Genomic DNA, 25,557 nt, shown 5'->3' on the forward strand with positions numbered 1-25,557 from the left:
CCGAAAAGGGAAAAGTGGGGACGAATGGGACGAACTGCCCGAAATAGCCGTAGGAGCCGTGAGAGCGCCGCTCAGCAACGCCCCGCCGGAGCCGCAAAAGCAGCAGATAACCTAAGTATCCGTCCAAGAAGGGTGAGTTACCAACTATCCCGCACTCTCCCCGATAGAGGTGAATGCGGCAGTTGATCAGGAGGCGATTCGGTCCAGAAAGGCTCTCAATGGGGCGTCTCTTCCCGCATTATCCCCATCGAAGAGCGCGGCGTCAGCAATGGCAATGACGCGACCTTCGCCAATCTTGCAATCCACAGCCAGCCCGCCGCCTTCGATTCGGCAATTCGAATCCGGCAGCACTCTGAACTGGCCGGGCAAGTTCACAGGCAAGGTAGCGCCGAAGATCTCAGCGGCTCTCTCTCCGGCCGGTTGGTCTACATCGAACTCCAGTTCGACGCCCCAATGAGTCAGGATGGGCGACAACATCGCCATGGACTGAGGCCGGCGAGGATCTCCCAAGGGATATTCTGAGTCCGCCGTCAGCATCGGATCAGCAAAAAGCAGCAGACGCCCTCCGCTCCGCACCCACGCATCAAGCGCCACGTTCTCATCGGGCGAAAGAGCCCTTGGCTGAGCCAGGATGAGCAATCCATTGCGCGGTAGCGAGAGCTTCCCGTCTGGGCCCGCAAGAGTATCGAGCGGAACCACTCGCCCTCTTTGCTCGAACATACTCAGAGCCCAATGAGCAGGCGCCCGTCCGGCAAGCTGTCCCCGAATGTCCCCACTTTCGGACCAGAGGAGCGGCAAGCTTGTCGAAAGGCCGATTACCGCCGAGTCGGTAGTGACAACCTCGTTTTGCCGGGTTCCACAAGCGACAAGCGAGAGCGTCGCCAGCAGGCCGCCGACAATGCGCAGAATGCTAAGGCGCGAATGAGGCTGTTGGCTGAACAGGCGTCGCTCCGATCTCAGGCGTGGGGTCTGCCGATGGAACAACGCCGATGTCCGCTAATGGTTCGCTACCCGTCTTCTTGGGCTGCGCATCGGCCGCGATAACTTCCTCCACCGGCTCGCGAACATCGGTGAGCCTGGCGCGATCCATGATAATGTTCGCCAACCCCACGATCAGGAGCATCGCAGAAAGACCGAATACGCCAACCTGCAGCCGGTGGACCGCCTGCGCGCGCAGTTCGCGCGCAGAAGGGGGCGTGAAATGCTGGGCTGTGGTGATCGGCTCGACTATGCGAGGCGGAACGTTCCCTGCCATCGGCAAGATGGATACCCTACTGCGCAAGCCAAGGGAAGACCGGGAGCCCCTTGGCCTCAAGCCACGCAGGATTGTAAAGGGATGAGAGGTACCGGAACCCGGTATCGCACAGGATAGTAGCCACACGTGACCCTGGCCCCAGATGACGCCCAAGCTGGACCGCACCGGCCACGTTGATGCCGGAAGAAAGGCCGAGGCAAAGGCCCTCCTCCGACAGCAGCCGGCCAACCCAGTTCAAGCCCTCCTCGTCCGAGATCCGGAATTGCGTATCGATCGGAGCGCCTTCAAGGTTCGCCGTAATGCGGCCCTGGCCAATACCTTCCGCAACAGAGGAGCCTTCGGCCTTCAACTCGCCATTGGCATAGTAGTTGTAAAGCGCGGCTCCGTGCGGGTCCGTCAAGGCGATCGTGACGTTCTCGTCATACGACTTGAGGCCCATGCCCACACCGGCAATCGTGCCGCCCGTGCCTGCCGCGCAGGTGAACCCGTCTATGCGCCCTCCCATCTGCTGCCAGATTTCCGGCGCAGTGCTTTCGATGTGCGCTTTGCGATTTGCCGTATTGTCGAACTGATTTGCCCAGATCGCGCCTTGTGTCTCTTCGGCGAGGCGGCGCGAGGTATGCACGAAGTGGCCCGGATTGGAAAAAGGCGCTGCCGGCACGAGGACAAGTTCAGCACCAAGCGCACGCAAGGTGTCCATCTTTTCGCGCGACTGAGTCTCCGGCATGACAATGACCGTGCGGTAACCAAGCGCGTTGGCGACCAGGGCCATCCCAATGCCGGTGTTGCCGGCTGTTCCCTCGACGATAGTGCCGCCGGGTTGGAGTTGCCCTTTGGCCTCCGCGTCACGCACGATCCACAGCGCCGCCCGGTCCTTTACCGAGGCGCCTGGATTGGCGAATTCGCACTTGCCCCATATCTCGCAACCCGCAGCCTCACTGGGCCCTTTTAGGAGCACAAGAGGCGTGTTGCCGATGAGATCGAGAGTGGAGCTGCGAGCGTCAGGCGCGGTCATGGGCGGGAAGTAGGAACTTGGATCGCCCGGCGCAAACCCTTTACGCCGGGCCCGCCCGAAAACAGTCGCTGAACGTCCATTTCAGACGCCTGAACCTCAGTCTTCCTGCGCGATCGTGACCTTGCAGCCTTCCAGCACGCCCGAAATCGGCACCTGGCAGGAAAGACGCGAGTATTCGTTACGGTGTTCAGAGCTGTCCAGCAGATCGTTTTCGTCTTCACTCATCGCCGGGAGCTTGTCGAAGAAGGCCGGATCGATGTGTACGTGGCAGGTCGCGCAGGAACAGCAGCCGCCGCACAACGCCAGAAGCTCGTCGAAACCACTGTCGCGGATCACTTCCATCAGCGTGCGACCTTCGCTCGCCTCCACGTTGGACTCTTCACCAGACTGATTGACAACGATGATCTGCGGCATGTCGCTTCTGTCCCCTTCTCGATCCTGTGATACGCAATGTCTCACAGCGCGGGCCTATACAAGCCTTCGCCGCAGGCTGCTAGTAGGTGGCTCCCGCTTTTGCAAGGCAACCGGAACCCATGGGACTAGAAGCACAGGCACTACGTGAAGGGCTGGACGCGATAGCGGCCCACGAACCGGCCATGGCGCGGGCTCTCCGGCTTGCGGGTTATCCCGAGCCGCGTATCCGCGCCACCGGCTATGCGACGCTTCTTCGCACCATCGTAGGACAGCAGGTCAGCGTGGCCGCGGCAGCCTCGGTCTGGAAGCGACTGGAGGCGCTCCTTGGCGAGGGCCTCCCCCCGGAGCGCCTTCTCCAGAGCGAGTTCGACGCCCTGCGGGCCTGTGGCCTCTCACGCCAGAAACAGGGATATGCCCGCTCTCTGTGCGAGCTGGTGGTCGCGGGAACTCTGAACCTGGAGAACCTGCCTGCCGATGATGAGGAGGCGATCGTCGAACTGACCCGCATCAAGGGCATCGGCAGATGGTCTGCCGAGATCTATCTCCTGTTCGCAGAAGGACGGCCGGACATCTGGCCGGCAGGAGATCTTGCCGTCCAGGCGGGTCTGCACAAGATCCTGGCACTGCCCGCCCGCCCTGATGAAAAGCAAACCCGGACGCTTGCAGAAGGTTGGCGCCCCCACCGGGGGGCCGCCGCGATCTTCACTTGGCACTGCTACAACAATGCCGCTCTTTGAGCCGCTGCCGGCTCGTCTCAGGCAATCGAGTCGATAAATCGCGCCATGTCCACGTCGCGCACGCTCACCCCACCAGCGTCGTGCGTTGTGAGAGTGATCTCAACCCGGTTGTAGACATTGAACCATTCGGGGTGATGATCGGCCTTGTCTGCTTGCATTGCCACCCGCGTCATGAACCCGAACGCACCGTTGAAGTCTGCGAAGCGCAACGTGCGAGTAATGGCAAGCCCATCCTCACGAAGGGACCAGCCCGGCAGGGAGGCAAGCGCCTTCTCGCGCTCGGTTTCGGTCAAGCGTGCTATCGTCATGGCGCTCTCCTTGGCAGCTCTCGCGACATCCCCTATCGCGCCCAACCATGCAAGAGCCCCGCATCGCAGCACATGACCTTGCCTGCCGACGGGGCGACCGTTTGCTGTTTCGCGGTGTTACATTCGGCATCGAGGGCGGACAGGCGATGCAGGTTGCAGGCGCCAACGGCACGGGCAAGTCCAGCCTGCTGAGACTGTTGGCGGGCCTGACCCGTCCGTTCGCTGGTACGATAGAGCGGGTGGGAGAGACCGGCCTGCTCGATGAGCGCGCCGCGCTCGACCCCGATCTTCCTCTTGGCCGCGCTCTGGCCTTCTGGAGCAGCATCGATGCTCGCAGCCCCGCGGCGGTGGAAGCGCTTGGGTTGAGAGAACTGCTCGATGTTCCGGTGCGCTACCTCTCGACAGGCCAGCGCAAGCGCGCCGCCATGGCGCGCCTCCTGGGGCAGAACGCGACGATCTGGCTGCTGGACGAACCGCTGAACGGACTCGACGTTCACGCCGCTCGTGTGGTTGAGGATCTCACCGCTGCACATTGTGCATCCGGGGGCATCGCTCTGATAGCCTCTCACCAGCCGTTCGCGCTGCCGAACATGACCATGCTCGCACTTCAGGAATATGCCGTATGATCCGGCTCTTCACCGCTCTGCTGCGGCGCGATCTGGGTCGGCTGCTCGGTTCCGGTCAGGGTGGCGGCGCGGTGCTGCCCGTCCTGTTCTTCCTTGCCGTTGCGATGATCTATCCCTTCGCCGTGGGACCGGATGCGCCCCTGCTGGCACGCACCGGAGGCGGCGTGATCTGGGTGGCAGCTCTGCTTGCTGCGATTCTCCCACTCGACCGCCTGATCGAACCAGACCTGGAGCGCGGGATGTTCGATCAATGGGCCTTGCGGGGAATAAGCGAGGAGTGGGTCATCGCGGTGCGCGTGATCTCACACTGGCTGAGTTTCGGCCCACCGCTCATGCTCGCCGCACTTCCGGCGGGCGCGCTGCTGGGCCTTGATGCACGCGGCTTGCTCATCGTGGAACTGGGCCTTCTTGCCGGCACTCCGGGACTGGCCGCACTGGGCGTGGCAGTAGCGGCCATCACGGCCGGTCTGCGGGGAGGAGCGGCGCTTGCGGGCCTACTGATCATCCCACTTGGCGTGCCGCTGTTGATCTTTGGGGCCGGGAGCCTCTCGACGGGCGGAGAAGGCGGCGTCGCCCTTACTGGCGCGGTCAGCCTCGTCCTCGTCGCAGTTGCTCCCTTTGCCGGAGGCGCCGCAGTACGCGCCTCTCGCGACTGATCGTCCCTGCGATTGCCGCTCTCGCCCTTGCGCAGGCATAAAGCCGGAAAACAAGCGAGAGGATAACAGCCGGTGACCCGCGAACGCGAACTCATCGAAAAGGCCCGGAGCGAGACCGGCTTGGACAACTTCGGGAGCGACGACTACCGGAAAGGTCTCGAAGTGCTCGTCTCGGGCCTTGAGCGCGAAGCCAATCTCAACGCAGTTGGCGAACACGCTGTGTATGATCGGATCGTCCTTCATCTGAAGCAGCGCCTGATGATCGAGGGCTGGTACGATCGTCATCCCGAGATTGCCGAGGGAGAAATCCGACAGCCCCTCTTCGGCGTCAGCCTTCCACGAACAGGATCCTCCGCGCTCTCGTTCCTTCTCTCCAGCGACCCTGCCGTCCGGTACTTGCGCGTCTGGGAGAGCGCCCAACCCTGCCCCCCACCGGCGACCGTCGTGGGGCCAGACCCGAGACGCGGCAATGCGGCAGGTGCGCTTGACGGCGAACTGCAGGGAGGAACCCGCACGCCCACCGGCATCGACGGAGCAATGGAGTGCCAGGACTTGATGGCGCTCAGCATGGCGAGCCAGATCTTTCTCTCGTTCGCCAAGATCCCCAGTTACGCGGATTGGCTTCTCGAAGCCGACCTCACGGCCACGTACGCCTACGAAAAACGGGCGTTGAAGCTCCTGCAGTGGGGCGAACCCCAACGCCCCTGGCGTCTCAAGGCGCCATCACATCTGCTCTACCTCGGTGCGCTTGACGCCGCTTTTCCTGATGCGCGGTTCGTCATGACCCACCGCGATCCGTCAGACGTGCTTCTCTCGGTCTGCGCGGTTTACGCTGACATCATGGGGCGGTTCACAGACACTCTGGATCACAGGTACATCGGCGAGCTCAACCTGCGCACATGGTCGGAGGGCATGCGGCGCGCCATCGCCTTCCGCTCGCAAGAGAGTAACGACGCACGCTTCTATGATATCCACTTCAAGGCGATGCAGCAGGACCCCCTTGGCGAAGTGCGCGGGCTATACGCCTGGCTGGGAGAGGATGTCTCACCCGAGTTCGCAAGGGCCATGGCACTCTGGTGGGCGCAAAATGACGAGCGCGAGCGTGCGGTCAAGCCCGATCCCGCCCAGTTTGGCCTGGATGCTGCGCAGGTGCGCTCGCAGTTCTCCGAGTACCTTTTGCACATGCGCAAGTGGGCTCCCTACGCCGAGCCACAATGACTTGCCCCCTTGCCCGCTCAACACGAGCAGGTAAGGCAAGCACAAACCTGACCAGGAGAGGAACAAGCATGGGCCAGCCCGTTACCGGCAAGCATGAATTCGACACCGCCGCTCGCGAGAAGCAGGTGATTGCCGGAGGGCCGCGCTATGCGCCGCTCAAGCTGGATGAAATCTCTGCCGAGGGTCAGGAGCAGGTTGACGAAATCCGCTCCGCCTTCAGCATCCCTGAGGACCGTCCCTTTCCCGATGTGAGCCTGATTACACTGCGGCACCCCGGCATGTTCAAGGGCCAGATGGTGCTGGGTATCGAACTGGCTGCGCGTGGAACCATTCCCGCACGCGAACGCGAATTGGCCATTTTGCGCATCGCGCTGCTGGCTGGCGCGCCGTTCGAATGGTGCGAGCACGTGGACATCGGCAAGGCTTTTGGCGTCACGCCCGAAGAGATCGAGCGCGTGATCCAAGGCTCCGAAGCAAAGGGCTGGACCGAGCACGAAGCTGCCCTGCTGCGGGCAGTGGAAGAATTGATCGCAGACCACTGCATGTCCGATGGCACGTGGGACACGCTCGCGAAGACTTACTCCGAGAAGCAGATGCTGGAAGTGCCCATGCTGGTAGGTGCCTATCTCATGACGGCGCTGCAGCAGAACTCACTCAAGATCCAGCCCAAGGGCGGCTTTGATTATCGGTAAGGCGGCTTAGGACGGCGGCCCGAAGAGCGCAGCTACTTTCGCGCTGCGCTCTGCAAGGTCGCCAGGAAAGTTGGCGTGCACCTCTCCCATGGCACTTCGGATGGCGGTCTCAACCGCATCCGCAGTGTCATCGGCAGCAAAAGCACCCTCTCCTTCCGCAAGCCGCATGCGCGCTATGCGACCGCCTCCCAAGGCCAGGATTTCTCCTGTCAGGTCGCAATCCTCAGACAGCAACCATGCCGCGCCCGCGGCCACCCGCTCGGGTGCCATGCGTTCGAAGAACCAGGTTGCGTAAGGCTCATGTAAGAAGCCTTCAGTCATCCGGGTCTGCGCTGCGGGGAGCACGCCGTTGACGCGGATCCCAACTGCCGCACCTTCAACGGCAAGGCATCGCACCACTCCGATCAAGGCCGCCTTGGCGGCCGCATAAGGCGTATTCCCCGCTGCTCCGTAGAGTGCGGCAGACGGGGCCAGGACTACGCGACCGAAACCCTGCGCACGCATTTTCGGCCAGGCCGCTCGAGCCAGCCGCATCGCCGCCACCGGGTTGACCGCCAGCAAGAGTTCAACGTCCTGATCCTCTATTGCCTCGGGCCCCTTCAAGTCTGGGCAGGGGCTCGCATAGTGGCACAGGCCATCGATCGTTCCGTATGCCTCGATGCAGGTGGCAATCGCCTCCTCGCAGCCGGCGAGCGTGGATAGATCCGCCGAACATCCTTTCGTTATGCCACCCGCCTCGGCAATTGCGTCGGCGGCCTCCTGCGCTGCGCTGCTCTGAACGCCGCGGCCAGAGAGAGCTGAACCGTTGTCCACGATCACCACTTTGGCACCGTGCTGTGCGAGCAGCCGCGCCTGCGCAAGCCCGATCCCGCGCGCGCCGCCCGTCACCACAATGGCTTTGTCCTGAACAGTGAAACCTCGGTCCATCGGGCACTCCTCCCTGCCGCCTGCCTTCAGCGTAGTTGTCTTCATGCCCGACCAAAGGGCAAGAAGGGAACCTTCCGGCGCCTGACGACCTTTTCCCCGGTAACAAGGCAGAACTTGATGTTACATCAAGTCGATTGATAGAGAAAAATGGGACCACAGATCACGTCAACGGGGGAGTTGGAGCTGCAGGAGGAGTTCGCGAGCTTTGTTCGCGAGCAGGAATTCCCGTGCGTCGGCGCCAAATCCGCTCTTGCCCATGGTACGCTCAAGACCGTCGTTTGCTGGTCTATCGAGAGCGGCTGGGACGATGTGCGAATCCATCGCGAACTGCTGGAATGGGCGTTCCGCTACCGGGAGGAACCTGGCCTTTTCCGAAGCATCGCCTTCATCTTCGCCAGCCCAGGGCCGCTTTCCGAAGAGCGGTTCGAGCGCGCCATGTGGGAGCGGATCCAGTCGTTGGCGGACAAGGATGCATGGCTGAAGCAGCCGTATGATCCTCGTGTGAGCAGCGACCCCCAAGATCCGCACTTCTCACTCAGCTTTGGAGGGGAAGGTTTCTTCGTGGTGGGCATGCACCCGAATGCCAGCCGCCCTGCCCGGCGTTTCAGCCACCCTGTCCTCGTCTTCAACCTGCACGATCAGTTTGAGCAGCTGCGCGACCAGGGCAAGTACGAGACGATCCGCAAGACGATTCTCGCACGGGACGAGAAGTTGGCCGGCTCCGTGAACCCGATGCTGGCCCGGCACGGAGATGCAAGCGAAGCTGCGCAGTACAGTGGACGGCTCGTCGGTGACGGATGGCGATGCCCTTTTTCTGACCCCCGTCTCGACAAGCCAGAACCACTGGAAGCTGCAGAGTGAGCCCACAACGAATAGCACCTCGGTCCGCTGCCGGTTTCGAACTGCGCGCAGGACAACTCCTTACCGTGATCGATCCTGAGGGAGTTCAGGTCGCGGATCTGCTTGCCTTCAGCCGCGATGATCCGCGGGAGGTGATCAGCAACGGACGCACATTCGATTATGAGGAGACGATAACGCTCACCACCGGCAATCGCCTTTGGTCTAATCGCTCCAATGTGCTGCTGAACATCGAGGCGGATTCGGTGGGCCGCCACGATTTCTTGCTGACCCCGTGCAGTGAGCAAACCTTCCGCCACTTCTATCCCGACAAGCCAGTACACCGGGGGTGCTTCGGCAATCTGGCAGAAGCTCTGAAGCCTTGGGAAATCGAACCCGATTCGATTCCCGTCGCCTTCAATTGCTTCATGAACGTTCCGGTAGACGAAGCCGGCAAAGTGCGCGTTCTGCCGCCGGTTAGCCGTGCCGGCGATTCGGTTTCGCTGCGCGCGGAAAAGGACCTCATAATCGGCCTGACCGCGTGCTCGGCCTACGACAGCAATGGCGGCAGCTTCAAGCCGATTGACTACCAGATCACAGACTGAGCTCGAAAACCCTTCAACAAGGCCGGAGCGGGCAGCCACGCCCGCCCCGACTGAAAGGTGGGGAGATGAGAGCGGCGCCCCATGACTGACGCCGTTCCGAGCCGCTCTGCCGCAGGATCTTCCGCAAGGGGTTGACCGAACGACTGAGCCGCGTATCACTCGCTAATGATAATCGTTCGCAAATAAAACCCCTTTTTGAGAACGCCTGAGGAGATGCCGGAATGTACCAATTCGTCGATCGCGAACTCGAGAAGCTCGACTGCGGAAGCCGCTTCCTCGTCTGGTCGATGCGCGCCTGGGTCACCTCCATGGGCCAGCGCACCTGCCCCGCACAGGCGCTCGCCCCGGCTTTCGCAAGATGGCGCATGATCGGTGGGCTCCAGGCCTTTCACCGCACGATGCTCCTCTTCAACCGCGATGCTTTGGAGACATTCGGGTTTGCGCCTCTGGCCTGCAGCCGCGTTTCGGAACACGAAGCGGTCATACTGAGCCTGATTATCGCGCTCCGCGATCAAGGCGCCGGGATGGCCCGCGGGACGCTTGAACTGATGGTGCAAGAAGAAGCGGTCGGAGACCTGCTTGATTCGCTCACGAAGGTAGGCGCTGCGCTCGCCATGGCGGGCATATTCCCCAGCGAGGCGCATCCGGCCCCCCAGAGGGGTGGCTGAACCATCGACGCCGGCGGCAGGGTCAGTGGGGAATAGGGGCGACGATCAGAACAACTCCGTCAGCCCCAACGATCCGGAGGCGAGTGCCGGGGGCGGCATCATCGCCGCGGGCCAGCCACTCACTGTCTCCCAGGCGAACCCGTCCGCTACCTCCAATGATCGCCTGGATCACCACGACCGTCTCTCCGACAGAGCGCGCCGCCCGCCGGTTCATCAGCGGATCGGCGCCGATGACCGGATGGCGCGCCAGGTATTTGCGTCCGGCGAACACCGCGATGAGCGAGAGCAAAGCGAATATCAGGATCTGCAGCGGAAAGCCGATCGGCAGCAGCCATACAAGGACTCCGGTGATCAGCGCAGCGCCGGCCATCCAGATCAGGAACATGCCGGGGATCGCCATTTCGGCGATTGCCAGCACAAGCCCGATCGCCAGCCAGGCAAAATGCGCGTCGAGGTCGTTCAGCGCGTCCATCACGTTCATCACGTCTCTCTACGTTCACCCGATGGAGGCACCGTGCTCCGGCGCGGCTGCGTATATGTTTCGCCCTCGCGGAGCGCTTCCTTGGCGAGTTCTCCAATGCCGCCCAACGTGCCGATCAGTTGTGTCGCCTCCACCGGGAAAAGGATCGTTTTGGCATTCGGAGAGGTGGCGAACTTCGCAACTGCATCGGTGTATTTCTGAGCGACGAAGTAGTTGATCGCTTGAACGCCGGATTGCGCGATGGCGTCGCTCACCATCTGCGTCGCCTTCGCCTCTGCTTCCGCCTCGCGTTCGCGCGCTTCCGCGTCGCGATACGCGGCCTCGCGACGTCCCTCCGCGGCCAGGATCTGCGACTGTTTCTGACCTTCCGCCTTGAGGATTTCCGATGCGCGGCGTCCTTCCGCCTCTAGAATTTCGGCGCGCTTCTCGCGCTCCGCCTTCATCTGTCGCGCCATAGCATTGGAAATGTCGAGCGGCGGGCGGATGTCCTTGATCTCGACCCGCGTGATCTTCACGCCCCAAGGTGACGTTGCATGGTCAACCACTGAAAGCAGGCGCGCATTGATTTCGTCGCGCTTCGAAAGGGTCTCGTCGAGGTCCATCGATCCCATGACTGTGCGCAGGTTCGTAGTCGTGAGCGCCATGATGGCGGGGTTGAGGTTGTGCACCTCGTATGCGGCCTTGCCCGCATCGAGCACCTGGAAGAAGACCACGGCATCTACGCCGACCATGGCGTTGTCCTTGGTGATGATCTCCTGGCCCGGAATGTCGAGCACCTGCTCCATCACGTTGACCTTTTGGCCCACGCGATCGACGAAGGGGATGATGAGATGGAGGCCGGGCTCGGCTGCCAGTGTAAACTTCCCCAGACGTTCGATGGTATAGACGTATCCCTGGCGCACGACCCGCACGCCCATCACCAGAAACACCACCACCACGACGATCAGCGCTATCAGTAAACCGGCCATGGCTTCCGTTCCCGAGGATTGGTCTCCGCCGATCCTAACGCCTGCCCGCCAGCCCACAAGCAGAACCGGAGGATCAGCCCCTCTGGCGTGCGGCAATCACGCGTTCGATGAAGGGAATAAGGCCGGCCTGCCCCGACGCCTTGTCCTTCATGTGTACCGTGATGCTGTCGCTCTGTTCAAAGGCGGCACGGGCGATCGCTAGACGCTCGGAAAGACCGAGGCCTGCGCTGACAATCATCAGATCGATGGGCTCAAGCGCTAACATCGTTCGCGCCTCGTCGAGGCTGCCTGCATAATGAAGCGCCAGATCCTTGTGACTACCCGGGGGCCACCATGCTCCCTTCAGAGCATCGATGCTCTGACTGACGACCAGAACATGAAGCTGGCCGTCCGAACGCATCGATTTCAGACCGTTCCGAAAAGCACGAGCATACGCTGCCAGGCCTCGTCTGCTGCGTTAGGATCGTAGGCTGGCGAGTCCGGGACGCACCAGCCATGATCGGCCGGGTATACCTCGATCTCCGCCGGAACATTGGCAGCATCGGCCGCCTTGCGAAGCTGCTCCTTCGCTGCGGGATCCTTTGCATCGTCGTTGCGCGCAATTGCGAAGAGATACGCAGCTTTTGTCTGGTCCAGCAAGCGATGCGGGCTGTCCGGTTCGTCCGTCACGAGGCCTGCACCATGGAACGATGCGGCCGCCCTCACGCGGCTGGGCACGGCAGCAGCGGTGCGAACGGTGAACGGACCGCCCATGCAGTACCCGTTGCTGGCAATCCCGCGCGCCTTATCTACGGCGGCTTCTCCATCAAGGAACGCGACGTAGGCAGCTGCGTCACGCGTGATCGCCGCTGGAGTGAGCGCCTCACGCAGCGGCTTGATCCGAGCTTGCCCCTCTGGCGTCCGGAACTCCGAAAAGCTGTTCAGGATCGGCGCAGGCCCACCACGATAGTACTGATTCACGCAAAGGACCGCATAGCCCGCCGCAGCCAGCCGCCGCGCCATCACCTTCTTCGCCTCACGCAGTCCCGCTATGTCGGGCCACATGATCACGCCCGGATGAGCCCCCTCAGCCGGGTGGACGAAGAAGGCGTCCGCGACGCCGTCGGCCGTGCTGATCTCCACCATTCGTTCGCGCAGATCGTTCCCGGAACTTCCGGCACGGAGTTCGCCGGCACACCCGGCGAGCGCAGCTGCGGCACCGAGCACAGCGAAATCACGGCGGCTAAGGTTCAGGCCAATCCTGTCGTCGTGAGTCGCGTCTTCACACATGCGGTTGCGCTCCGGTCTTGTCTTGTCCGCGGCACAAGGTAGCCAAGAGCCGACGAGCCAGCCAGCGAAATTGGTTCCCTGACGATCCTGAACGCACTTGGGGTTCGGCGGGTCCCGTCGCGAGACCAGGTGGCCGTTCGACAGAGGGGAAAGTTCATGGACTTCAGCGGCCGCCATGCGGTGATTACCGGCGCATCAAGCGGGATCGGCCTTGCGACTGCACGCCGCATTGCAGAGCTCGGTGGCAAAGTGACACTCCTGGCGCGCCGATCCGATGTACTCGGGTCTATCTGCGCCGAGATTGGCTTAAACGCGCGCTGGGTCTCGGCCGATGTGGGCCAGCAGGACCAGGTCATCCGCGCGCTTGACGAAGCTGCGGCGGGTCACGGTCCGATCGACGCCCTGTTCCTGAATGCCGCCACCGAAGGCATGTTCGCGGCCACGCCCCATTACACCGACGCAGCTTTCGAGGATGTGATGCGGGTGAACGTCGCCTCGCTGTTCTGGACCATTCGCCACGTCCTGCCTGCCATGATTGAACGGCGCCGCGGAGCCATTCTCATCACCGGCAGCCTTGCGGCGGAAACGGGCATGGCGGGGAACATCGGGTATCTCGCCAGCAAGCATGCGGCTCTCGGGCTCGCGATGGGTGTCGCCATGGAGGCCGCGCCGCATGGGGTGCGCTGCAACGTCATCAATCCCGGCTTCATCGACACGCCGATGCTCGCCGGCGTGCCAGAGAGCTTCAAGGCGCAAATGGCGCGCCGCGTTCCGCAAAAGCGCATCGGAACGGCAGAGGAAGCCGCCGAGGTCGCAGCCTTCCTGCTATCGGATAGCGCCAGCCATGTTACCGCGCAGCGTCTGGCTGTCGATGGGGGGCTGCTGGGTACGCTGATGATTGAAAACTGAACGGGGAGGCGAGCGCCCTTCCGCTCTCAATCAGCGGCGAAGTTCAGCTCGATGTTCACGGCATTGGGGTCCGCCAGGAAGATCTGGCGGATAGGGCCGTGCTGCCGATCGTTGACGCGATAGGCAATTCCCATGCTATCAAGCTTGGCCCGCATGTTGTCGAAGCCCTCGCATCGAAATGCCACGTGGTGCACTGCGTTTGTGGATTGCCCCGGTACGTAACCGTCATAACGGTCCGACGCCGGATCCTTCCACACCAGATGGACGATAGCAGCGCCTGTCTCATCGCGCATCCAAGCGCCCCGAAAAGTCGGAGCAACCGCAAGGTTGTCGCTGCGCGTGAGACCAAGCACCCGTTCATAGAATCCGGCGGTCTCATCCAGATCCTGAGCAAGAATATTGACGTGATCGATGCCGCTGACGCGCATGGACGCTCTCCCGTGCTTTTCGCACTGTGATGAGGTTGCTCCGTCCGATGGGCAAGGGCAATACCGCGCCCTGCCGCGATTTTAGCTGCGGAACACAACCGTGCGGGCGCCGTTCAGCAGCACCCGATCCTCCAGATGCAGGCGAACCGCCTCAGCCAGAACCCGGCGCTCAATGTCCCGCCCCTTGCGAACCATATCATCAGGCGTGTCCGCGTGAGTGACGGCTTCCACGTCCTGGTGAATGATCGGCCCTTCATCCAGATCGGCTGTCACGTAGTGCGCCGTTGCACCGATCATCTTCACGCCGCGCGCATGGGCCTGGTGATAGGGCTTGGCGCCCTTGAAACCGGGTAGGAAGGAATGATGAATGTTGATGCAGCGCCCTGAAAGGTAGCCGGCCATCTCGTCCGAGAGGATCTGCATGTATCGCGCCAACACCACCAGCTCTGCCCGGCTCTCCTCGACGATGGCTCGTACCTGCGCCTCTTGCGCAGCCTTGGTATCCCTGGTGACCGGCAGGTGATAAAACGGAATGTCGCCAATAAGGGAGACGTTCAGCACATCGCGAGGGTGGTTGCAGACAATGCCCACCACTTCCATCGTGAGTTCGCCGATCCGGTGGCGGTACAGCAAGTCAGCAAGGCAATGGTCGAACTTGCTAACCATCAGCAAGACACGCCGCGGACGATCCCGGCGCAGCATCGACCAGGCCATTGCGTACTCGTGCGCGATCGGGCCGAAGCCTTCCCGGATGTCCTCGCGATCGGCCTCACCCGGATCGAAGGCCACCCGCATGAAGAACTTGTTCTCGGCCAGGTCGTTGAACTGCTGCGCCTCGATGATGTTGCCACCGGCCTGCGCCAGGTAACCCGTCACGCGGGCAACGATGCCCGGCCGATCAACGCATGAGAGCGCAAGGATCAGCGGCTCGGCCATTTATGCCGCCGCTCGCCTATCGAGAGCCGTCTCGCACTCGGCAACAAGTGCTCCGATGATCTCTGCGACCGGCTCTTCCTTGGTCACCATTCCGACAGACTGGCCCGCCATCAACGACCCGTTCTCCACGTCACCGTCAATCACCGCACGCCGCAGGGCGCCGGCCCAGTAATGCTCGATCTGAAGCTGCGCTTCGGCCATGACTACCTGGCTTTCGTCCAACAGCTTTGCGACTTCGATCTGCTTGGCGGTGAAGGCTTCGGTGCCCTTGTTCTTCAGCGCGCGAACAGGAATGACCGGGAGGCGCGCGTCAACTTGCACCGATGCGACGGCGTCTCGGGCCGACGCCCGGAAAAATGCCTGCTTGAAAGCGGGATGAGCGATCGATTCGCTTGCACAGGCAAATCGCGTGCCGAGCTGTACGCCCGCCGCACCCATCTCAAGATATCCGGCGATAGCCTCTCCCCGACCAATGCCTCCAGCCACGAACACCAGATGATCGGCGGCGAGGGTTGGCAGGATCTCCTGCGCGAGGACCGAAGTGGAGACCGGACCGATGTGTCCGCCGGCTTCCATGCCCTCGATCACCAGCGCGTCTGCGCCGGAGCGCAGCAGCTTCTTGCCCAGGGCCAGCGTAGGCGCGAAGCAGATGACCTTGGCCCCACCATCTACTCCCTGGCTGGCTTTGATAGCTTCCACGCTGCCCTTGGGCGGTATGCCGCCCGCGAGCACCACATGACCCACGCCATGCTTTCCGCAGACCTCAATCAGTTCGAAGAGCTGCGGATGCATGGTGATGAGGTTTACGCCGAAGGGCTTCGACGTCAGCGCCTTGGTCGCCGCGATCTCGGCGTCGAGCAATTCAGGCGTCATCGCTCCGCAGGCAATCACCCCAAAGCCGCCGGCATTGCTGATTGCCGAGACCAGATTACGTTCCGACACCCACGACATCGCTCCGCACAGGATGGCATATTCGCTGCCAAGAAACTGTGCACCGCGCGCCATCAGCGCGGAGGTCTTCGGATTGGATGCCATCGGTGTTCCCGTCTGCCCGGTCATGGAAGGCCCGCGCCTTAGGCTGGCGGGGCGCCTCACACAAGCTGCGAGCAGCCTCCTGGCCTGCCGGGATGCGCTTCGCGTCTACAAGTGCGTCCGACCGGATACGCTCAGGCAGTCGCATCCATCCCGTAGGCGGTGTGGAGGACGCGCACGGCCAACTCGGTCTCATCCGCGTCGATGAGGACGGAGACCTTGATCTCGCTGGTCGAGATCGCCTGGATGTTGATCCCCCGATCTGCGAGCGTGCGGAACATGGTGGACGCCACACCCGCATGGCTGCGCATCCCTACGCCCACGACGCTGATCTTTGCGACCTTGTCGTCAGAGATCATGCGATAGTAGCCGATGCTGTCCTTGCGCTCTTCCAGCATCGCCTGGGCGCGCAGGAGGTCCGCCTGGGGAACCGTGAACGTGACATCCGTCTCGCCTTTGTCCTTGGCGACGTTCTGGATGATCATGTCGACGTTGATATTGGCTTCGGCCAGCGGGCTGAAAATCGCAGCGACGGCACCCGGACGGTCGGGCACGCGAGTCAGCGTGATCTTGGCTTCGTTCTTGTCGGCGGCGATGCCGGTGATCAGCTGGCGTTCCATGTCGCTTCCTTCGAGTTCCTCATCGCTGACGATCATCGTACCTGGCAGGTCATCCGCAAGCGGCGCGCTATCATCGATGAACGATGAAAGCACCTGCACCCGTACGCCTTCCTTCATGGCCAGGCTGACCGAGCGGGTCTGCAACACTTTCGAGCCCACCGAGGCAAGCTCAAGCATCTCCTCGTAAGTCACTAGCGGCAGCTTGCGTGCCTTGGCGACGATGCGCGGATCGGTGGTGTAGACGCCATCCACATCGGTATAGATGTCGCAGCGATCGGCATTGACTGCGGCAGCCACCGCGACCGCCGAGGTGTCCGACCCTCCGCGGCCGAGCGTCGTCACCCGTCCCTCAGGGGATACACCCTGGAAGCCGGGAATGACCGCAATGTCTCCCTGCGCCATCGAGGCGATCAGGGCTTCTGAATCGATGTCTTCGATGCGCGCCTTTGCATGCGCGTCGTCGGTGCGGATCGGCACCTGCCACCCCAGCCAGGAGCGCGCCTTGCATCCCATGGCCTGAAGAGTGAGAGCCAGAAGGCCCGACGTTACCTGCTCTCCGCTTGCAACGACCACGTCGTACTCGGCAGGATCGTAAAGCGCGTTGGCTTCGCGGCAGAAATTCACGAGGCGGTCCGTTTCGCCAGCCATCGCCGAAACGACGACCGCAACCTCATGGCCGGCCTCCTGCTGGCGTTTGACGATGCCCGCCACGCGCCGGATGCGCTCGGTCCCGGCCATCGAGGTACCGCCGAATTTCATCACGATGCGAGCCACGTCGCCGGTGCTCCTTCAAACGTCGATGGCCCATGCCAAAGACAGGTGGTTGGGGGCAGGTGGATTAGAGTCGGGCGCGCTGTTAGGGGTACGTCATGAACAATGCAACTACGCCGCTCTCAACTCACGAGACCATCCGCCCGGAAGAGGCTGCGCACTTCGGAGCGCTAGCCTCCGAATGGTGGGATCCGAAGGGATCATCGGCAATGCTGCACCGCCTTAATCCGGTGCGACTCGCCTTCATCCGCGAGGCGATCAACACGCATTTCGGCAAGGATGCCACGGCCCTCAAACCCCTGTCGGGACTGCGCGCGCTCGACGTCGGCTGCGGCGCAGGCTTGCTGACCGAGCCGCTTGCCCGCCTTGGCGCTGAGGTGACGGGAATCGACGCCGCTCCCGAAAACATCGCCGCAGCGTCGGCGCACGCGAGCGCAATGGGCCTTTCCATCGACTATCGGGCCGGGGAAATCGGACAGATCGCTCCGACCGGCTTTGACCTCGTGTGCGCCATGGAGGTGATCGAGCACGTCGCACACAAAGGCGCTTTCGTGTCTTCGCTGGCCGCCGCTCTCGCGCCAGGCGGCATGCTGGTCATTTCGACGCCCAACCGCACCGCTCGCTCTCGTTTGCTGCTGGTCGAGGCGGCTGAGCGCCTTGGCCACGTCCCACGGGGCACCCACCACTGGGGCGACTTCGTCACGCCCGACGAGCTCGCCGAGCTGCTGGCTGCGGCAGGCCTCACGATGAGTGCGCCCCGTGGCATCAGCTGGTCGCCACTGACGGGGCTTCACCTGGCGGAGGACCTCGCCCTCAACTACATCGCCACAGCTACAGCCACCGCGACGAGCGCCTAAACCTCGTCGCTCTAGGCTCCGTCACTTCTGCACGGCTCTTCCGCTCCGGCCACGATTATCTCGTCAAGGTTGTAGGCCATCAACTCGGCAAAGGCTGCCAGAGTAGGGAACCACTCCTGCCGATCCACGCGGTACTTAGCGAGCTGCGCTTCGCTTACATCGATGCCCGCCTGGCGCAGCCTTGTGAGTGCGGCACCGAAGGAACGCACGTCCTCGCGCTCAGCGCTCTCATCTTGCGTTCGGTCAAGAAACGAACTGCCGACCTGCTGAAGCAGGTCACAACCGCTCCCCCAGAAAAGGTAAAGAGCGGACGAGTGCTTGAGCGTGTGAAAGTCCGACGAGAGGGCCGTGCGGATGAGGGTGGCGGTCTCGAGCGTAATGTAGGCCACTCGGGTCAACGCGTACCGGTCATCCCGCATGCGAAAGTAATGCAGGATCGGATATGAGTGATGCGATTCAAGCAGATTGAGCACTTGCGATCCGATGGGCACCAACTGCCCCTTCGCGCCTTCCGAGCCGCCCAGCAACATACCCGCAAGCAGACGGACCGGCTCCCCTGTTCCGCCTGTCAGGTGATGAAGCGTCTGCGCGAGCGTATTTCGTCGGACGACCGCGGAATACACCGACATAAGGTACGTCAGCGTCAAGGTGAGCACGGAGAAGCCGATCCACGCCTGAAGGATCATCAGCATGCGATACATTGTCGATTGTGGCACAATGTCGCCGGTGCCGAGCGTGGTGAAGGAGAATCCCGAGAAATAGACCGCCGTACCAAAGTCGGTAGGCGTGGGGCCGCTACTCGCCTGGATCCCCTCTCCCAAAGCCGGCCAGTAGATCAGGGCGAAACCGAGCTGCAGAAGCAGGCTCCACACCATCACGGTCTCGACGATCATGATCGGTCCTGCATAGGATAGCAGGAGCTTCCTGCCCTGGGGGCCACGACGACGCGCGATTGCGCGAAGCAACAGCCAGGTGGCGCGATAGAGGCGCGGCGTCAGCAAGCCCACTCCGATGCGCGCGTAAAGGACTGCGAGGAAGACGTCGGCAATGGATATCAGGATAAGCGCTGCACCGGCGAGAACCAAAACGATGTCCAACACTCACCTCATCGTCGCCTTCGTGCCAGATCGCGCCACACCGTCTTCAGGCGCGGCCACGAAACTGCTGCACTTGATCAGTGCGACGCCGCTTCAGGTCGCACGCACGCTTTCCGAAGAACGAACGGTGCCGAGGGCGCACTTGTTCCGCGCCGGATTTCGCTGCTCCGGCCCAGTTGCACAACGAGGCACTTCCGAAGTGTGTCGCAGAGTGTCGCATCTGCAACTTCTTGTCTTGAAGCTGCGCACAAACAGCCTGATAGGCATGCTCTCGAACGCTGGCGAGGCTACCTCTTGAAATCCGTACATTGTTCCGTCCGGTGGGAACGGTCTCCGCTTCGACCGACTCTTGCCGCCGTGGCGCTGCTGTTGGCGCTACCCCTTGCCGCCTGTGGCAGTTCTGCCGAGCAGTCCGGAAGTGGTCAGCCGCCGCCGCAGGTGGGCTATGTTCTGGTGAAGACGTCTTCAGTGCCCGAGCCGGTGACACTCGGCGGACGGACCGTGGCTTTCGAGACGAGCGAAGTGCGACCGCAGGTCATGGGCGTCATCCGCCGCCGCCTGTTTTCGGAAGGCAGCTATGTGCGGGCGGGCCAGCCGCTGTTCGAGATCGACCCCAGCCTTTACCGCGCGGCCGTGAACCAGGCGGAGGCGAATCTCGTCAGTGCGCAGGCGAGTGCCGAAGCCGCAATCGCCAGGGCCGAGCGCCTAAAGCCGCTGGCGCAGATGGAAGCGGTTTCTCAACAGGAATATACGGACGCAGCGGCACAAGCGCGTGTCGCGCGCGCCGTTATTGCACAGAACAGGGCAGCGCTGGAAACCGCGCGCGTAAACCTGCGCTTCACCACAGTGCCCGCCCCGATCAGCGGGCAGATCGGCCGCTCCCTCGTGACTGTCGGAGGGCTTGCAAGCGCCGGGCAAGAAACACCTCTCGCCATCATTCAGCGTACCGACCCGATGTTCGTCGATATGCAGCAGTCCGCGGCTGATCTTGTGACGATGCGGCGCAAGCTGCGCGATGGCGGCATCGCAGCGGGTAGCACCGCCGTCACTCTGAAGCTTGAGGATGGAAGCGATTACCCCCTGCAGGGCACAGTCGAATTTTCTGAGGTGACAGTAAACCAGCAGACCGGGACCGTAACGCTGCGGGCCCGGTTCCCGAACCCCGAAGGCCTGCTATTGCCGGGAATGTTCGTGAACGCCGTCTTCAATCAGGCTTTCGACCCGAATGCCATTCTGGTTCCGCAGCAGGCTCTCCGGCGTGATTTTGACGGGTCGGCCTTTGTCATGGTCGTCGGCAAGGACGACAAGGTGTTTCGCCGCAAGGTCAATACTTCACGCACTTACGGTAACAGCTGGGTTGTGACGCAAGGACTTGCCAAAAACGAGAAGGTTATCGTGCAAGGGCTCAACGGCCTGAAGCAGGGCACGCTGGTTAAGGCGGTGCCTGCGAACGCGCCACAAGATCCCACCGTTGACCGGGAGCAAGCCGCCGACGCCGGCGCCGGTGCACCGAAGCGGAGCGCCTGACCGCACCATGTCGAGGATCTTCATCGACAGGCCGATCTTCGCTTGGGTCATCGCGATCATCGTGATGCTGGCTGGTCTGGGCGCTCTGCTGGCCCTGCCTAACGAGCAATATCCTGACATCGCGCCCACGCAGGTAAACGTCTTCGCGACTTATCCAGGCGCCTCGGCAGAAGCGATCGAGAACAGCGTCACGCAGGTGCTGGAGCAACAGCTCACCGGGCTGGACGGGCTGCTATACTTCAGCTCGCAATCCTCGAACCGCGGTCGCGCCTCGATCAGCGTGACCTTCGCGAAAGGCACCGACCCGGACATCGCGCAAGTCCAGGTGCAGAACCAGATTCAAAGCGCTTTGGCCCGCCTGCCTCAGCCGGTGCAGGAACAGGGCGTCAGGGTTACAAAATCCAACCCCGACCAGCTCATGCTGGTGGCTACATACGACGTCACCGACACGCGATCGAATCAGGATGTCTCGGACTATCTGACATCCAATATCCAGGACCCGCTCTCGCGGGTTGATGGCGTTGGCGAGGTGAATGTCTTTGGCGCGCCGCATGCGATGCGCATCTGGCTGGATCCTCGTAAGCTCGCCGCCGTGCGTCTGATGCCAAGCGACGTCATCGGCGCCATCCGCGCGCAAAACACGGAGATCGCAGCCGGCGAAGTGGGTGGTCTGCCCTCGCCCCAGGAGCAGATGCTCAACGCCACCGTCACGGCACAGTCACGGTTGCAGACACCCGAGCAGTTCCGAGCCATCATTCTGAAGACGCAGGCCGACGGCTCCACCGTCACCGTGGGCGATGTGGCGCGCGTCGAGATCGGCGCGGAAAGCTATGCCGTCGTCAGCCGCGTCAATGGTCACCCCGGCGCAGGAATGTCCATCTCCCTTTCTCCGGGAGCCGACGCGCTGCGGACTGCAGAAGCGGTCAAGGCGAAGATGGAGGAACTGGCTCAAGGCATGCCGGATGGGATGGAGTATATCTATGGGAACGACTCCACCGAGTTCATCAAGCTCTCCATTTCGGAAGTGCAGGAAGCGCTGATCGAGGCGATCGTTCTGGTGGTCCTCGTCATGTTCGTCTTTCTGCAGAGCTGGCGTGCGACCCTGATCCCCACGATCGCGGTTCCGGTGGTGCTGCTCGGCACTTTCGCGGTGTTCTACATCGCCGGGTTCTCGATCAACACTCTGACCCTGTTCGGTCTGGTTCTGGCAATCGGGCTTCTGGTCGACGACGCCATCGTGGTCGTCGAAAACGTCCAGCGCCTGCTGGAAGAAAATCCCGGCATGAGTGCGCGCGAAGCCACGATCGAGTCGATGAAGGAACTGCAGGTTGCCCTGGTCGCGATCGCTCTCGTGCTGGTGGCGGTGTTCCTGCCGATGGCCTTCTTCGGTGGATCTACGGGCGTGATATACCGCCAGTTCTCACTGACAATTATCACGGCTCTGGTGCTGTCCGTCTTCGTCGCATTGATCCTGACGCCAGCTCTCACGGCAACACTGCTCAAGCCGACGGGGCAGCCAGCGCCTCCGGGACGTCTGCAGCGCGTGTTTCCAGCTGTCGATCGCGCGCTTGTCCGCTTCCATGCGTCGTTCAACCGCGGCTTTGAGCGCCTTGCCGACGGCTACGGGAAGATCGTTCAGCGTACGGTCGATCGCAAGTGGATCTTCCTGGCGATCTACGCGGCCGTCGTGGCCATCATGGCCATTTTGTTCTTCCGCCTTCCGAGCGGCTTTCTGCCGAACGAGGACCAGGGAACAGTGATGGTGCAGTTCCGCCTGCCGCCCGGCTCAGTGCGCAACCGGACGGAAGAGGTCCAGGCGGCTGTCGAACGCTATTTCCTGACCAACGAGAAAGAGAACGTGAAGAGCATCTTCACGGTTGCTGGCGGCGGCATGGGTGCCTCGGGTCAGAACACCGGCCAGGGCTTTGTCAAACTCGTCAATTGGGAAGACCGCGAAGGCAGCGAGAACGCAGCGAACGCGATCGTCGAACGCGCTGCCAAATCCCTGTCCGTCCTGCGCGATGGGCAAATCTTTGCGCTGGTTCCCGGTGCCGTGAGAGGACTTGGCGCCTCGGCCGGATTCTCGCTGGAATTCCAGAACACCAGCGGCATGAGCCGCGAAGAATTCACAGAGGCGCGCGACCGGCTGCTGGCGCTCGCGAGTGCCGATCCGCGCCTGACCGGCGTGCGGCTGAGCGACTTGCCCGAAGTATCTACGCTGCGCATCGATATGGATACGCGCAAGCTCACCGCCTATGGCCTCAACCCCGGCGACGTGAATAGCACTCTGGCGACGGCCTGGGGCGGCTCGTACGTCAACGACTTCGTGGACGCTGGGCGCGTGAAACGCGTCTTTGTACAGGGCGACGCGCCGTTCCGGATGAAGCCTGAAGACCTCGCGCAGTGGTACGTACGCTCCAACAGCGGGGAAATGTCTCCGTTTAGCGCGTTCTCCCAAGTGGGCTGGTCGACCGTGCCCAGCACCTCGTCTCGCTTTAACGGAGTTCCCTCGTACCAGTTCTCTGGACAAGCTGCGCCCGGAGTCAGTTCCGGCACTGCCATGGACGTGATCGAGAGCCTCGCCGCTCAGATACCGGGCACGAGTGTCGCCTGGTCTGGCGCATCCTACCAGGAACGGCTCAGTTCGGGGCAGGCACCGCTGCTGTACGCCTTGTCGCTGCTGGTCGTTTTCCTTTGTCTGGCCGCGCTTTACGAAAGCTGGTCGATCCCCGTCGCCGCCATTCTCGTGATCCCGTTGGGGCTGGTTGGCGCCATCTTCGCAGTGACCCTGCGGGGGCTGGAGAACGACGTGTATCTCCAGATCGGGCTGCTCACCACCATGGGGCTGGCGGCGCGCAACGCCATCCTGATGATCGAGTTTGCGGAGCAGGCAGAGAAACGCGGAAAGCGCGTGATCGATGCTGCTCTGGAAGCTGCTCGCATCCGCTTGCGCCCGATCCTGATGACCAGTTTTGCATTCATCTTCGGTGTGCTGCCGCTAGCTCTTGCGACTGGCCCCGGCGCAAACAGCCGGATAGCCATTGGGACGGCGGTGGTCGGCGGAATGCTGACGGCAACGATCCTGGCCATCTTCTACATCCCCCTCTTCTTCGTCCTGGTGCGTCGCGGCGTACGCGATGGCCTTGAGGCAGCAAGAGAGCGCTTGCGCAAACGCAAGGATGGCGCAAACGCCCCGCCAGAGGGAGAACCGGCGTGAGCCCGGGCGTTCTGTTCCCTCGCTTGCTTGTGGGACTCTCGGCACTCGCGCTGAGTGCGTGCTCACTTGCTCCCAAGCATGTGACCCCGGTTGCGCCAGTGCCCGCCGGGTGGCCCGTCGGCGACGCCTACCTGTCTCGGGCGGAGGCTGCGCTGCCCGAGGTATCGTACTCCGACGTCTTCCGCGATCCGCGCTTGCAGCAGTTGATCGCGCAAGCGCTGGTAAACAACCGCGACCTTCAGGTTGCGGCAGCCAACCTCTCTGCCGCAAGGGCCTTGGTCCGCGTGGTCAGGGCCGATCAATTTCCCGCAGTGGGCCTGACTGGCTCTGGCACCTTCGCGGACAACGGTGGTTCGGGCACGATTGCAGGATCACCCGGTGTTGCCGCTTCTGCGCGGCGCGGCTGGGCATACGCAGCACAGGCGGGGGTATCGAGTTTCGAGCTCGACTTCTTCGGCAAGTATGCAAACGCTACCGAGGCTCAGCGCAATGATGCGCTTGCGACCGAAGCTGCGGCACGTACCGTCCGCCTGGGCCTTATCGCCGACCTTGCCCAGGCTTGGGCCGCCTATGGCGCGGACCGGGATCTCCTCGCTATCGCCCAAGCGACAGTCAGCAATGCAGAGCGCAGTGTCGCGCTCACCAGCGCACGGCTGCGCGGCGGTATCGCGCCGCGCAGCGACCTGCGGCAGGCCGAACAGATCTTGGAAACCGCCCGCGGCGACGTCGCCGAGCAGACCGCCGCCCTTGCACAGGACGTCAACGCAATCCGCCTGCTGGTCGGCAGCAGTTTCGATCAGTCGCTCCTTCCAGCGAGCATCGCGGAAGCAGTGAGTTCGCTCGCGCCTCTGCCTGCCGGCACAAGCTCGCAAGTACTCCTGCGTCGTCCGGACGTTGTTCAGGCGGAGTACCAGCTCCGCGCTGCGAACGCCGATATTGGAGTGGCCCGGGCCCAGCTGTTTCCTTCCATAACTCTGACCGGCTTGTTCGGCTTCGCAAGCGATGCGCTGTCGAGCCTGTTCAGCGGAGATCACTTCCGCTGGTCTGCCGGTGGCAATACTTCCTGGCAGGTCTTCAATGCCGGAGGCCGCCGCGCGAATGTCGATGTCAGTGAGGCGCAGCGCAATGCTGCGCTCGCCAACTATGAACGCGCGGTGCAGATCGCATTTCGCGAGGTGTCGGATGCCCTGGCGCAGCAAGGTACGCTGGGAGAGCGTCTGCGCGCCGCCGATGCGGGCAGCAACGCTGCGGCCGATACCGCCCGACTGACAGAGGCCCGCTATCGTTTCGGCGTCGAAAACTTCCTGTCCAGTCTCGACGCCCAGCGCAGCCTCTATGCCGCCCGGCGTGCGCAAATTGCCGCGCAGTTTGCGGTCGCGAGCAATCGCGTGACTCTCTATCGTGTTCTCGGAGGGGATCAGGCGACCGCGACAGCCGCCCTGCCCCTCCCTTCCTCATCGGACTGAGCGCAAACGCGCTCGTTCTTC

At 62.6% G+C, this 25,557-nt stretch carries 28 protein-coding genes; 13 read left to right on the forward strand and 15 right to left on the reverse strand.

Annotated features, from left to right (window positions below; genetic code table 11):
* Nucleotides 1–186 precede the first annotated feature (186 nt).
* The 4 genes from ABUH87_RS03795 to ABUH87_RS03810 all read right to left on the reverse strand — a co-directional run bounded on the left by ABUH87_RS03795 (nt 187) and on the right by ABUH87_RS03810 (nt 2,684).
* Nucleotides 187–720, reverse strand: coding sequence for a Gldg family protein (locus tag ABUH87_RS03795; protein ID WP_367769745.1), 534 nt, complete (start codon nt 718–720; stop codon nt 187–189).
* Nucleotides 721–910: 190 nt separating this feature from the next.
* Complete coding sequence (locus ABUH87_RS03800) at nt 911–1,255, reverse strand: hypothetical protein (RefSeq protein ID WP_367769748.1); 345 nt, start codon at nt 1,253–1,255, stop codon at nt 911–913.
* Between the two features lie 16 nt (nt 1,256–1,271).
* Nucleotides 1,272–2,270 (reverse strand): cysteine synthase A, encoded by a 999-nt coding sequence (locus ABUH87_RS03805; protein WP_367769751.1) that lies wholly within the window; start codon nt 2,268–2,270, stop codon nt 1,272–1,274.
* A 96-nt stretch (nt 2,271–2,366) separates the two neighbouring features.
* Nucleotides 2,367–2,684, reverse strand: coding sequence for a 2Fe-2S iron-sulfur cluster-binding protein (locus ABUH87_RS03810; protein ID WP_367769754.1), 318 nt, complete (start codon nt 2,682–2,684; stop codon nt 2,367–2,369).
* Nucleotides 2,685–2,803: 119 nt separating this feature from the next.
* Here ABUH87_RS03810 and ABUH87_RS03815 point away from each other — a divergent pair, with 119 nt between their 5' ends.
* Nucleotides 2,804–3,421, forward strand: a complete 618-nt coding sequence (locus ABUH87_RS03815) for a DNA-3-methyladenine glycosylase family protein (RefSeq protein ID WP_367769762.1) — start codon at nt 2,804–2,806, stop codon at nt 3,419–3,421.
* Between the two features lie 17 nt (nt 3,422–3,438).
* On the opposite strand, the gene ABUH87_RS03820 is transcribed toward ABUH87_RS03815, so the two are convergent.
* Nucleotides 3,439–3,765 (reverse strand): 4a-hydroxytetrahydrobiopterin dehydratase, encoded by a 327-nt coding sequence (locus ABUH87_RS03820; RefSeq protein ID WP_367770329.1) that lies wholly within the window; start codon nt 3,763–3,765, stop codon nt 3,439–3,441.
* A gap of 11 nt (nt 3,766–3,776) precedes the next feature.
* Between ABUH87_RS03820 and ccmA the strand changes: the two genes are divergently transcribed.
* The 4 genes from ccmA (at nt 3,777) to ABUH87_RS03840 (ending at nt 6,921) form a co-directional block, all read left to right on the forward strand.
* Nucleotides 3,777–4,355, forward strand: a complete 579-nt coding sequence (gene ccmA, locus ABUH87_RS03825) for a heme ABC exporter ATP-binding protein CcmA (protein ID WP_367769765.1) — start codon at nt 3,777–3,779, stop codon at nt 4,353–4,355.
* Nucleotides 4,352–5,011: a heme exporter protein CcmB gene (locus tag ABUH87_RS03830; protein WP_367769768.1), complete on the forward strand. Its 660-nt coding sequence runs from the start codon at nt 4,352–4,354 to the stop codon at nt 5,009–5,011. Before ccmA ends, ABUH87_RS03830 begins: the two co-directional genes overlap by 4 nt.
* A 72-nt stretch (nt 5,012–5,083) precedes the next feature.
* Complete coding sequence (locus ABUH87_RS03835) at nt 5,084–6,229, forward strand: sulfotransferase family protein (RefSeq protein WP_367769771.1); 1,146 nt, start codon at nt 5,084–5,086, stop codon at nt 6,227–6,229.
* A 68-nt stretch (nt 6,230–6,297) separates the two neighbouring features.
* Nucleotides 6,298–6,921, forward strand: coding sequence for a carboxymuconolactone decarboxylase family protein (locus ABUH87_RS03840; RefSeq protein ID WP_367769774.1), 624 nt, complete (start codon nt 6,298–6,300; stop codon nt 6,919–6,921).
* A gap of 6 nt (nt 6,922–6,927) precedes the next feature.
* On the opposite strand, the gene ABUH87_RS03845 is transcribed toward ABUH87_RS03840, so the two are convergent.
* On the reverse strand, nt 6,928–7,848 hold the full coding sequence (locus tag ABUH87_RS03845; protein ID WP_367769777.1) for an SDR family NAD(P)-dependent oxidoreductase: 921 nt from the start codon (nt 7,846–7,848) through the stop codon (nt 6,928–6,930).
* A gap of 147 nt (nt 7,849–7,995) precedes the next feature.
* Here ABUH87_RS03845 and gntA point away from each other — a divergent pair, with 147 nt between their 5' ends.
* The 3 genes from gntA (at nt 7,996) to ABUH87_RS03860 (ending at nt 9,958) form a co-directional block, all read left to right on the forward strand.
* Nucleotides 7,996–8,709, forward strand: a complete 714-nt coding sequence (gntA, locus tag ABUH87_RS03850) for a guanitoxin biosynthesis heme-dependent pre-guanitoxin N-hydroxylase GntA (RefSeq protein WP_367769786.1) — start codon at nt 7,996–7,998, stop codon at nt 8,707–8,709.
* Nucleotides 8,706–9,290 carry a DUF1989 domain-containing protein gene (locus ABUH87_RS03855; protein WP_367769789.1) on the forward strand — a complete coding sequence of 195 codons (585 nt, stop codon included), beginning with the start codon at nt 8,706–8,708 and terminating at the stop codon, nt 9,288–9,290. Before gntA ends, ABUH87_RS03855 begins: the two co-directional genes overlap by 4 nt.
* A 221-nt stretch (nt 9,291–9,511) precedes the next feature.
* A complete protein-coding gene (locus tag ABUH87_RS03860) occupies nt 9,512–9,958 on the forward strand; it encodes a hypothetical protein (RefSeq protein WP_367769792.1) in 447 nt (148 codons plus the stop codon).
* A gap of 22 nt (nt 9,959–9,980) precedes the next feature.
* Here the strand turns inward: ABUH87_RS03860 and ABUH87_RS03865 are convergent, their stop codons facing one another.
* From ABUH87_RS03865 to ABUH87_RS03880, 4 genes are all read right to left on the reverse strand, one after another.
* Nucleotides 9,981–10,439, reverse strand: a complete 459-nt coding sequence (locus ABUH87_RS03865; RefSeq protein WP_367769795.1) for an NfeD family protein — start codon at nt 10,437–10,439, stop codon at nt 9,981–9,983.
* On the reverse strand, nt 10,439–11,407 hold the full coding sequence (locus ABUH87_RS03870; RefSeq protein ID WP_367769798.1) for an SPFH domain-containing protein: 969 nt from the start codon (nt 11,405–11,407) through the stop codon (nt 10,439–10,441). Before ABUH87_RS03870 ends, ABUH87_RS03865 begins: the two co-directional genes overlap by 1 nt.
* Before the next feature lie 73 nt (nt 11,408–11,480).
* Entirely contained in the window at nt 11,481–11,807 is a 327-nt protein-coding gene (locus tag ABUH87_RS03875) for a hypothetical protein (RefSeq protein ID WP_367769801.1), read from the reverse strand.
* A 5-nt stretch (nt 11,808–11,812) separates the two neighbouring features.
* Entirely contained in the window at nt 11,813–12,676 is an 864-nt protein-coding gene (locus ABUH87_RS03880; RefSeq protein ID WP_367769804.1) for a dienelactone hydrolase family protein, read from the reverse strand.
* A 156-nt stretch (nt 12,677–12,832) separates the two neighbouring features.
* On the opposite strand from ABUH87_RS03880, the gene ABUH87_RS03885 reads away from it, so the two are divergent.
* Nucleotides 12,833–13,585 carry an SDR family NAD(P)-dependent oxidoreductase gene (locus ABUH87_RS03885; RefSeq protein WP_367769806.1) on the forward strand — a complete coding sequence of 251 codons (753 nt, stop codon included), beginning with the start codon at nt 12,833–12,835 and terminating at the stop codon, nt 13,583–13,585.
* Nucleotides 13,586–13,611: 26 nt separating this feature from the next.
* Here ABUH87_RS03885 and ABUH87_RS03890 read toward each other — a convergent pair whose 3' ends face one another.
* From ABUH87_RS03890 to ABUH87_RS03905, 4 genes are all read right to left on the reverse strand, one after another.
* Nucleotides 13,612–14,013, reverse strand: coding sequence for a VOC family protein (locus ABUH87_RS03890; protein ID WP_367769809.1), 402 nt, complete (start codon nt 14,011–14,013; stop codon nt 13,612–13,614).
* Nucleotides 14,014–14,094: 81 nt separating this feature from the next.
* Nucleotides 14,095–14,949, reverse strand: coding sequence for a formyltetrahydrofolate deformylase (gene purU / locus ABUH87_RS03895; RefSeq protein ID WP_367769812.1), 855 nt, complete (start codon nt 14,947–14,949; stop codon nt 14,095–14,097).
* A complete protein-coding gene (locus ABUH87_RS03900) occupies nt 14,950–15,984 on the reverse strand; it encodes an NAD(P)H-dependent flavin oxidoreductase (protein WP_367770332.1) in 1,035 nt (344 codons plus the stop codon).
* A 131-nt stretch (nt 15,985–16,115) separates the two neighbouring features.
* On the reverse strand, nt 16,116–17,375 hold the full coding sequence (locus ABUH87_RS03905) for an aspartate kinase (RefSeq protein WP_419956659.1): 1,260 nt from the start codon (nt 17,373–17,375) through the stop codon (nt 16,116–16,118).
* Nucleotides 17,376–17,470: 95 nt separating this feature from the next.
* Between ABUH87_RS03905 and ubiG the strand changes: the two genes are divergently transcribed.
* Nucleotides 17,471–18,229 carry a bifunctional 2-polyprenyl-6-hydroxyphenol methylase/3-demethylubiquinol 3-O-methyltransferase UbiG gene (gene ubiG, locus ABUH87_RS03910; RefSeq protein WP_367769815.1) on the forward strand — a complete coding sequence of 253 codons (759 nt, stop codon included), beginning with the start codon at nt 17,471–17,473 and terminating at the stop codon, nt 18,227–18,229.
* An 11-nt stretch (nt 18,230–18,240) separates the two neighbouring features.
* Here the strand turns inward: ubiG and ABUH87_RS03915 are convergent, their stop codons facing one another.
* Nucleotides 18,241–19,329: a potassium channel family protein gene (locus tag ABUH87_RS03915; RefSeq protein WP_367769818.1), complete on the reverse strand. Its 1,089-nt coding sequence runs from the start codon at nt 19,327–19,329 to the stop codon at nt 18,241–18,243.
* Between the two features lie 366 nt (nt 19,330–19,695).
* On the opposite strand from ABUH87_RS03915, the gene ABUH87_RS03920 reads away from it, so the two are divergent.
* From ABUH87_RS03920 to ABUH87_RS03930, 3 genes are read left to right on the forward strand one after another with little or no spacing between them, the layout of a single operon-like run.
* Nucleotides 19,696–20,853: an efflux RND transporter periplasmic adaptor subunit gene (locus tag ABUH87_RS03920; RefSeq protein ID WP_367769820.1), complete on the forward strand. Its 1,158-nt coding sequence runs from the start codon at nt 19,696–19,698 to the stop codon at nt 20,851–20,853.
* A gap of 7 nt (nt 20,854–20,860) precedes the next feature.
* On the forward strand, nt 20,861–24,070 hold the full coding sequence (locus tag ABUH87_RS03925; RefSeq protein WP_367769823.1) for an efflux RND transporter permease subunit: 3,210 nt from the start codon (nt 20,861–20,863) through the stop codon (nt 24,068–24,070).
* Entirely contained in the window at nt 24,067–25,536 is a 1,470-nt protein-coding gene (locus tag ABUH87_RS03930; RefSeq protein WP_367769826.1) for an efflux transporter outer membrane subunit, read from the forward strand. The genes ABUH87_RS03925 and ABUH87_RS03930 overlap by 4 nt, the downstream gene beginning before the upstream one ends.
* Nucleotides 25,537–25,557: the final 21 nt, after the last annotated feature.

This window comes from Novosphingobium rhizovicinum (genome assembly GCF_040813635.1).
GTDB lineage: Bacteria > Pseudomonadota > Alphaproteobacteria > Sphingomonadales > Sphingomonadaceae > Novosphingobium > Novosphingobium rhizovicinum.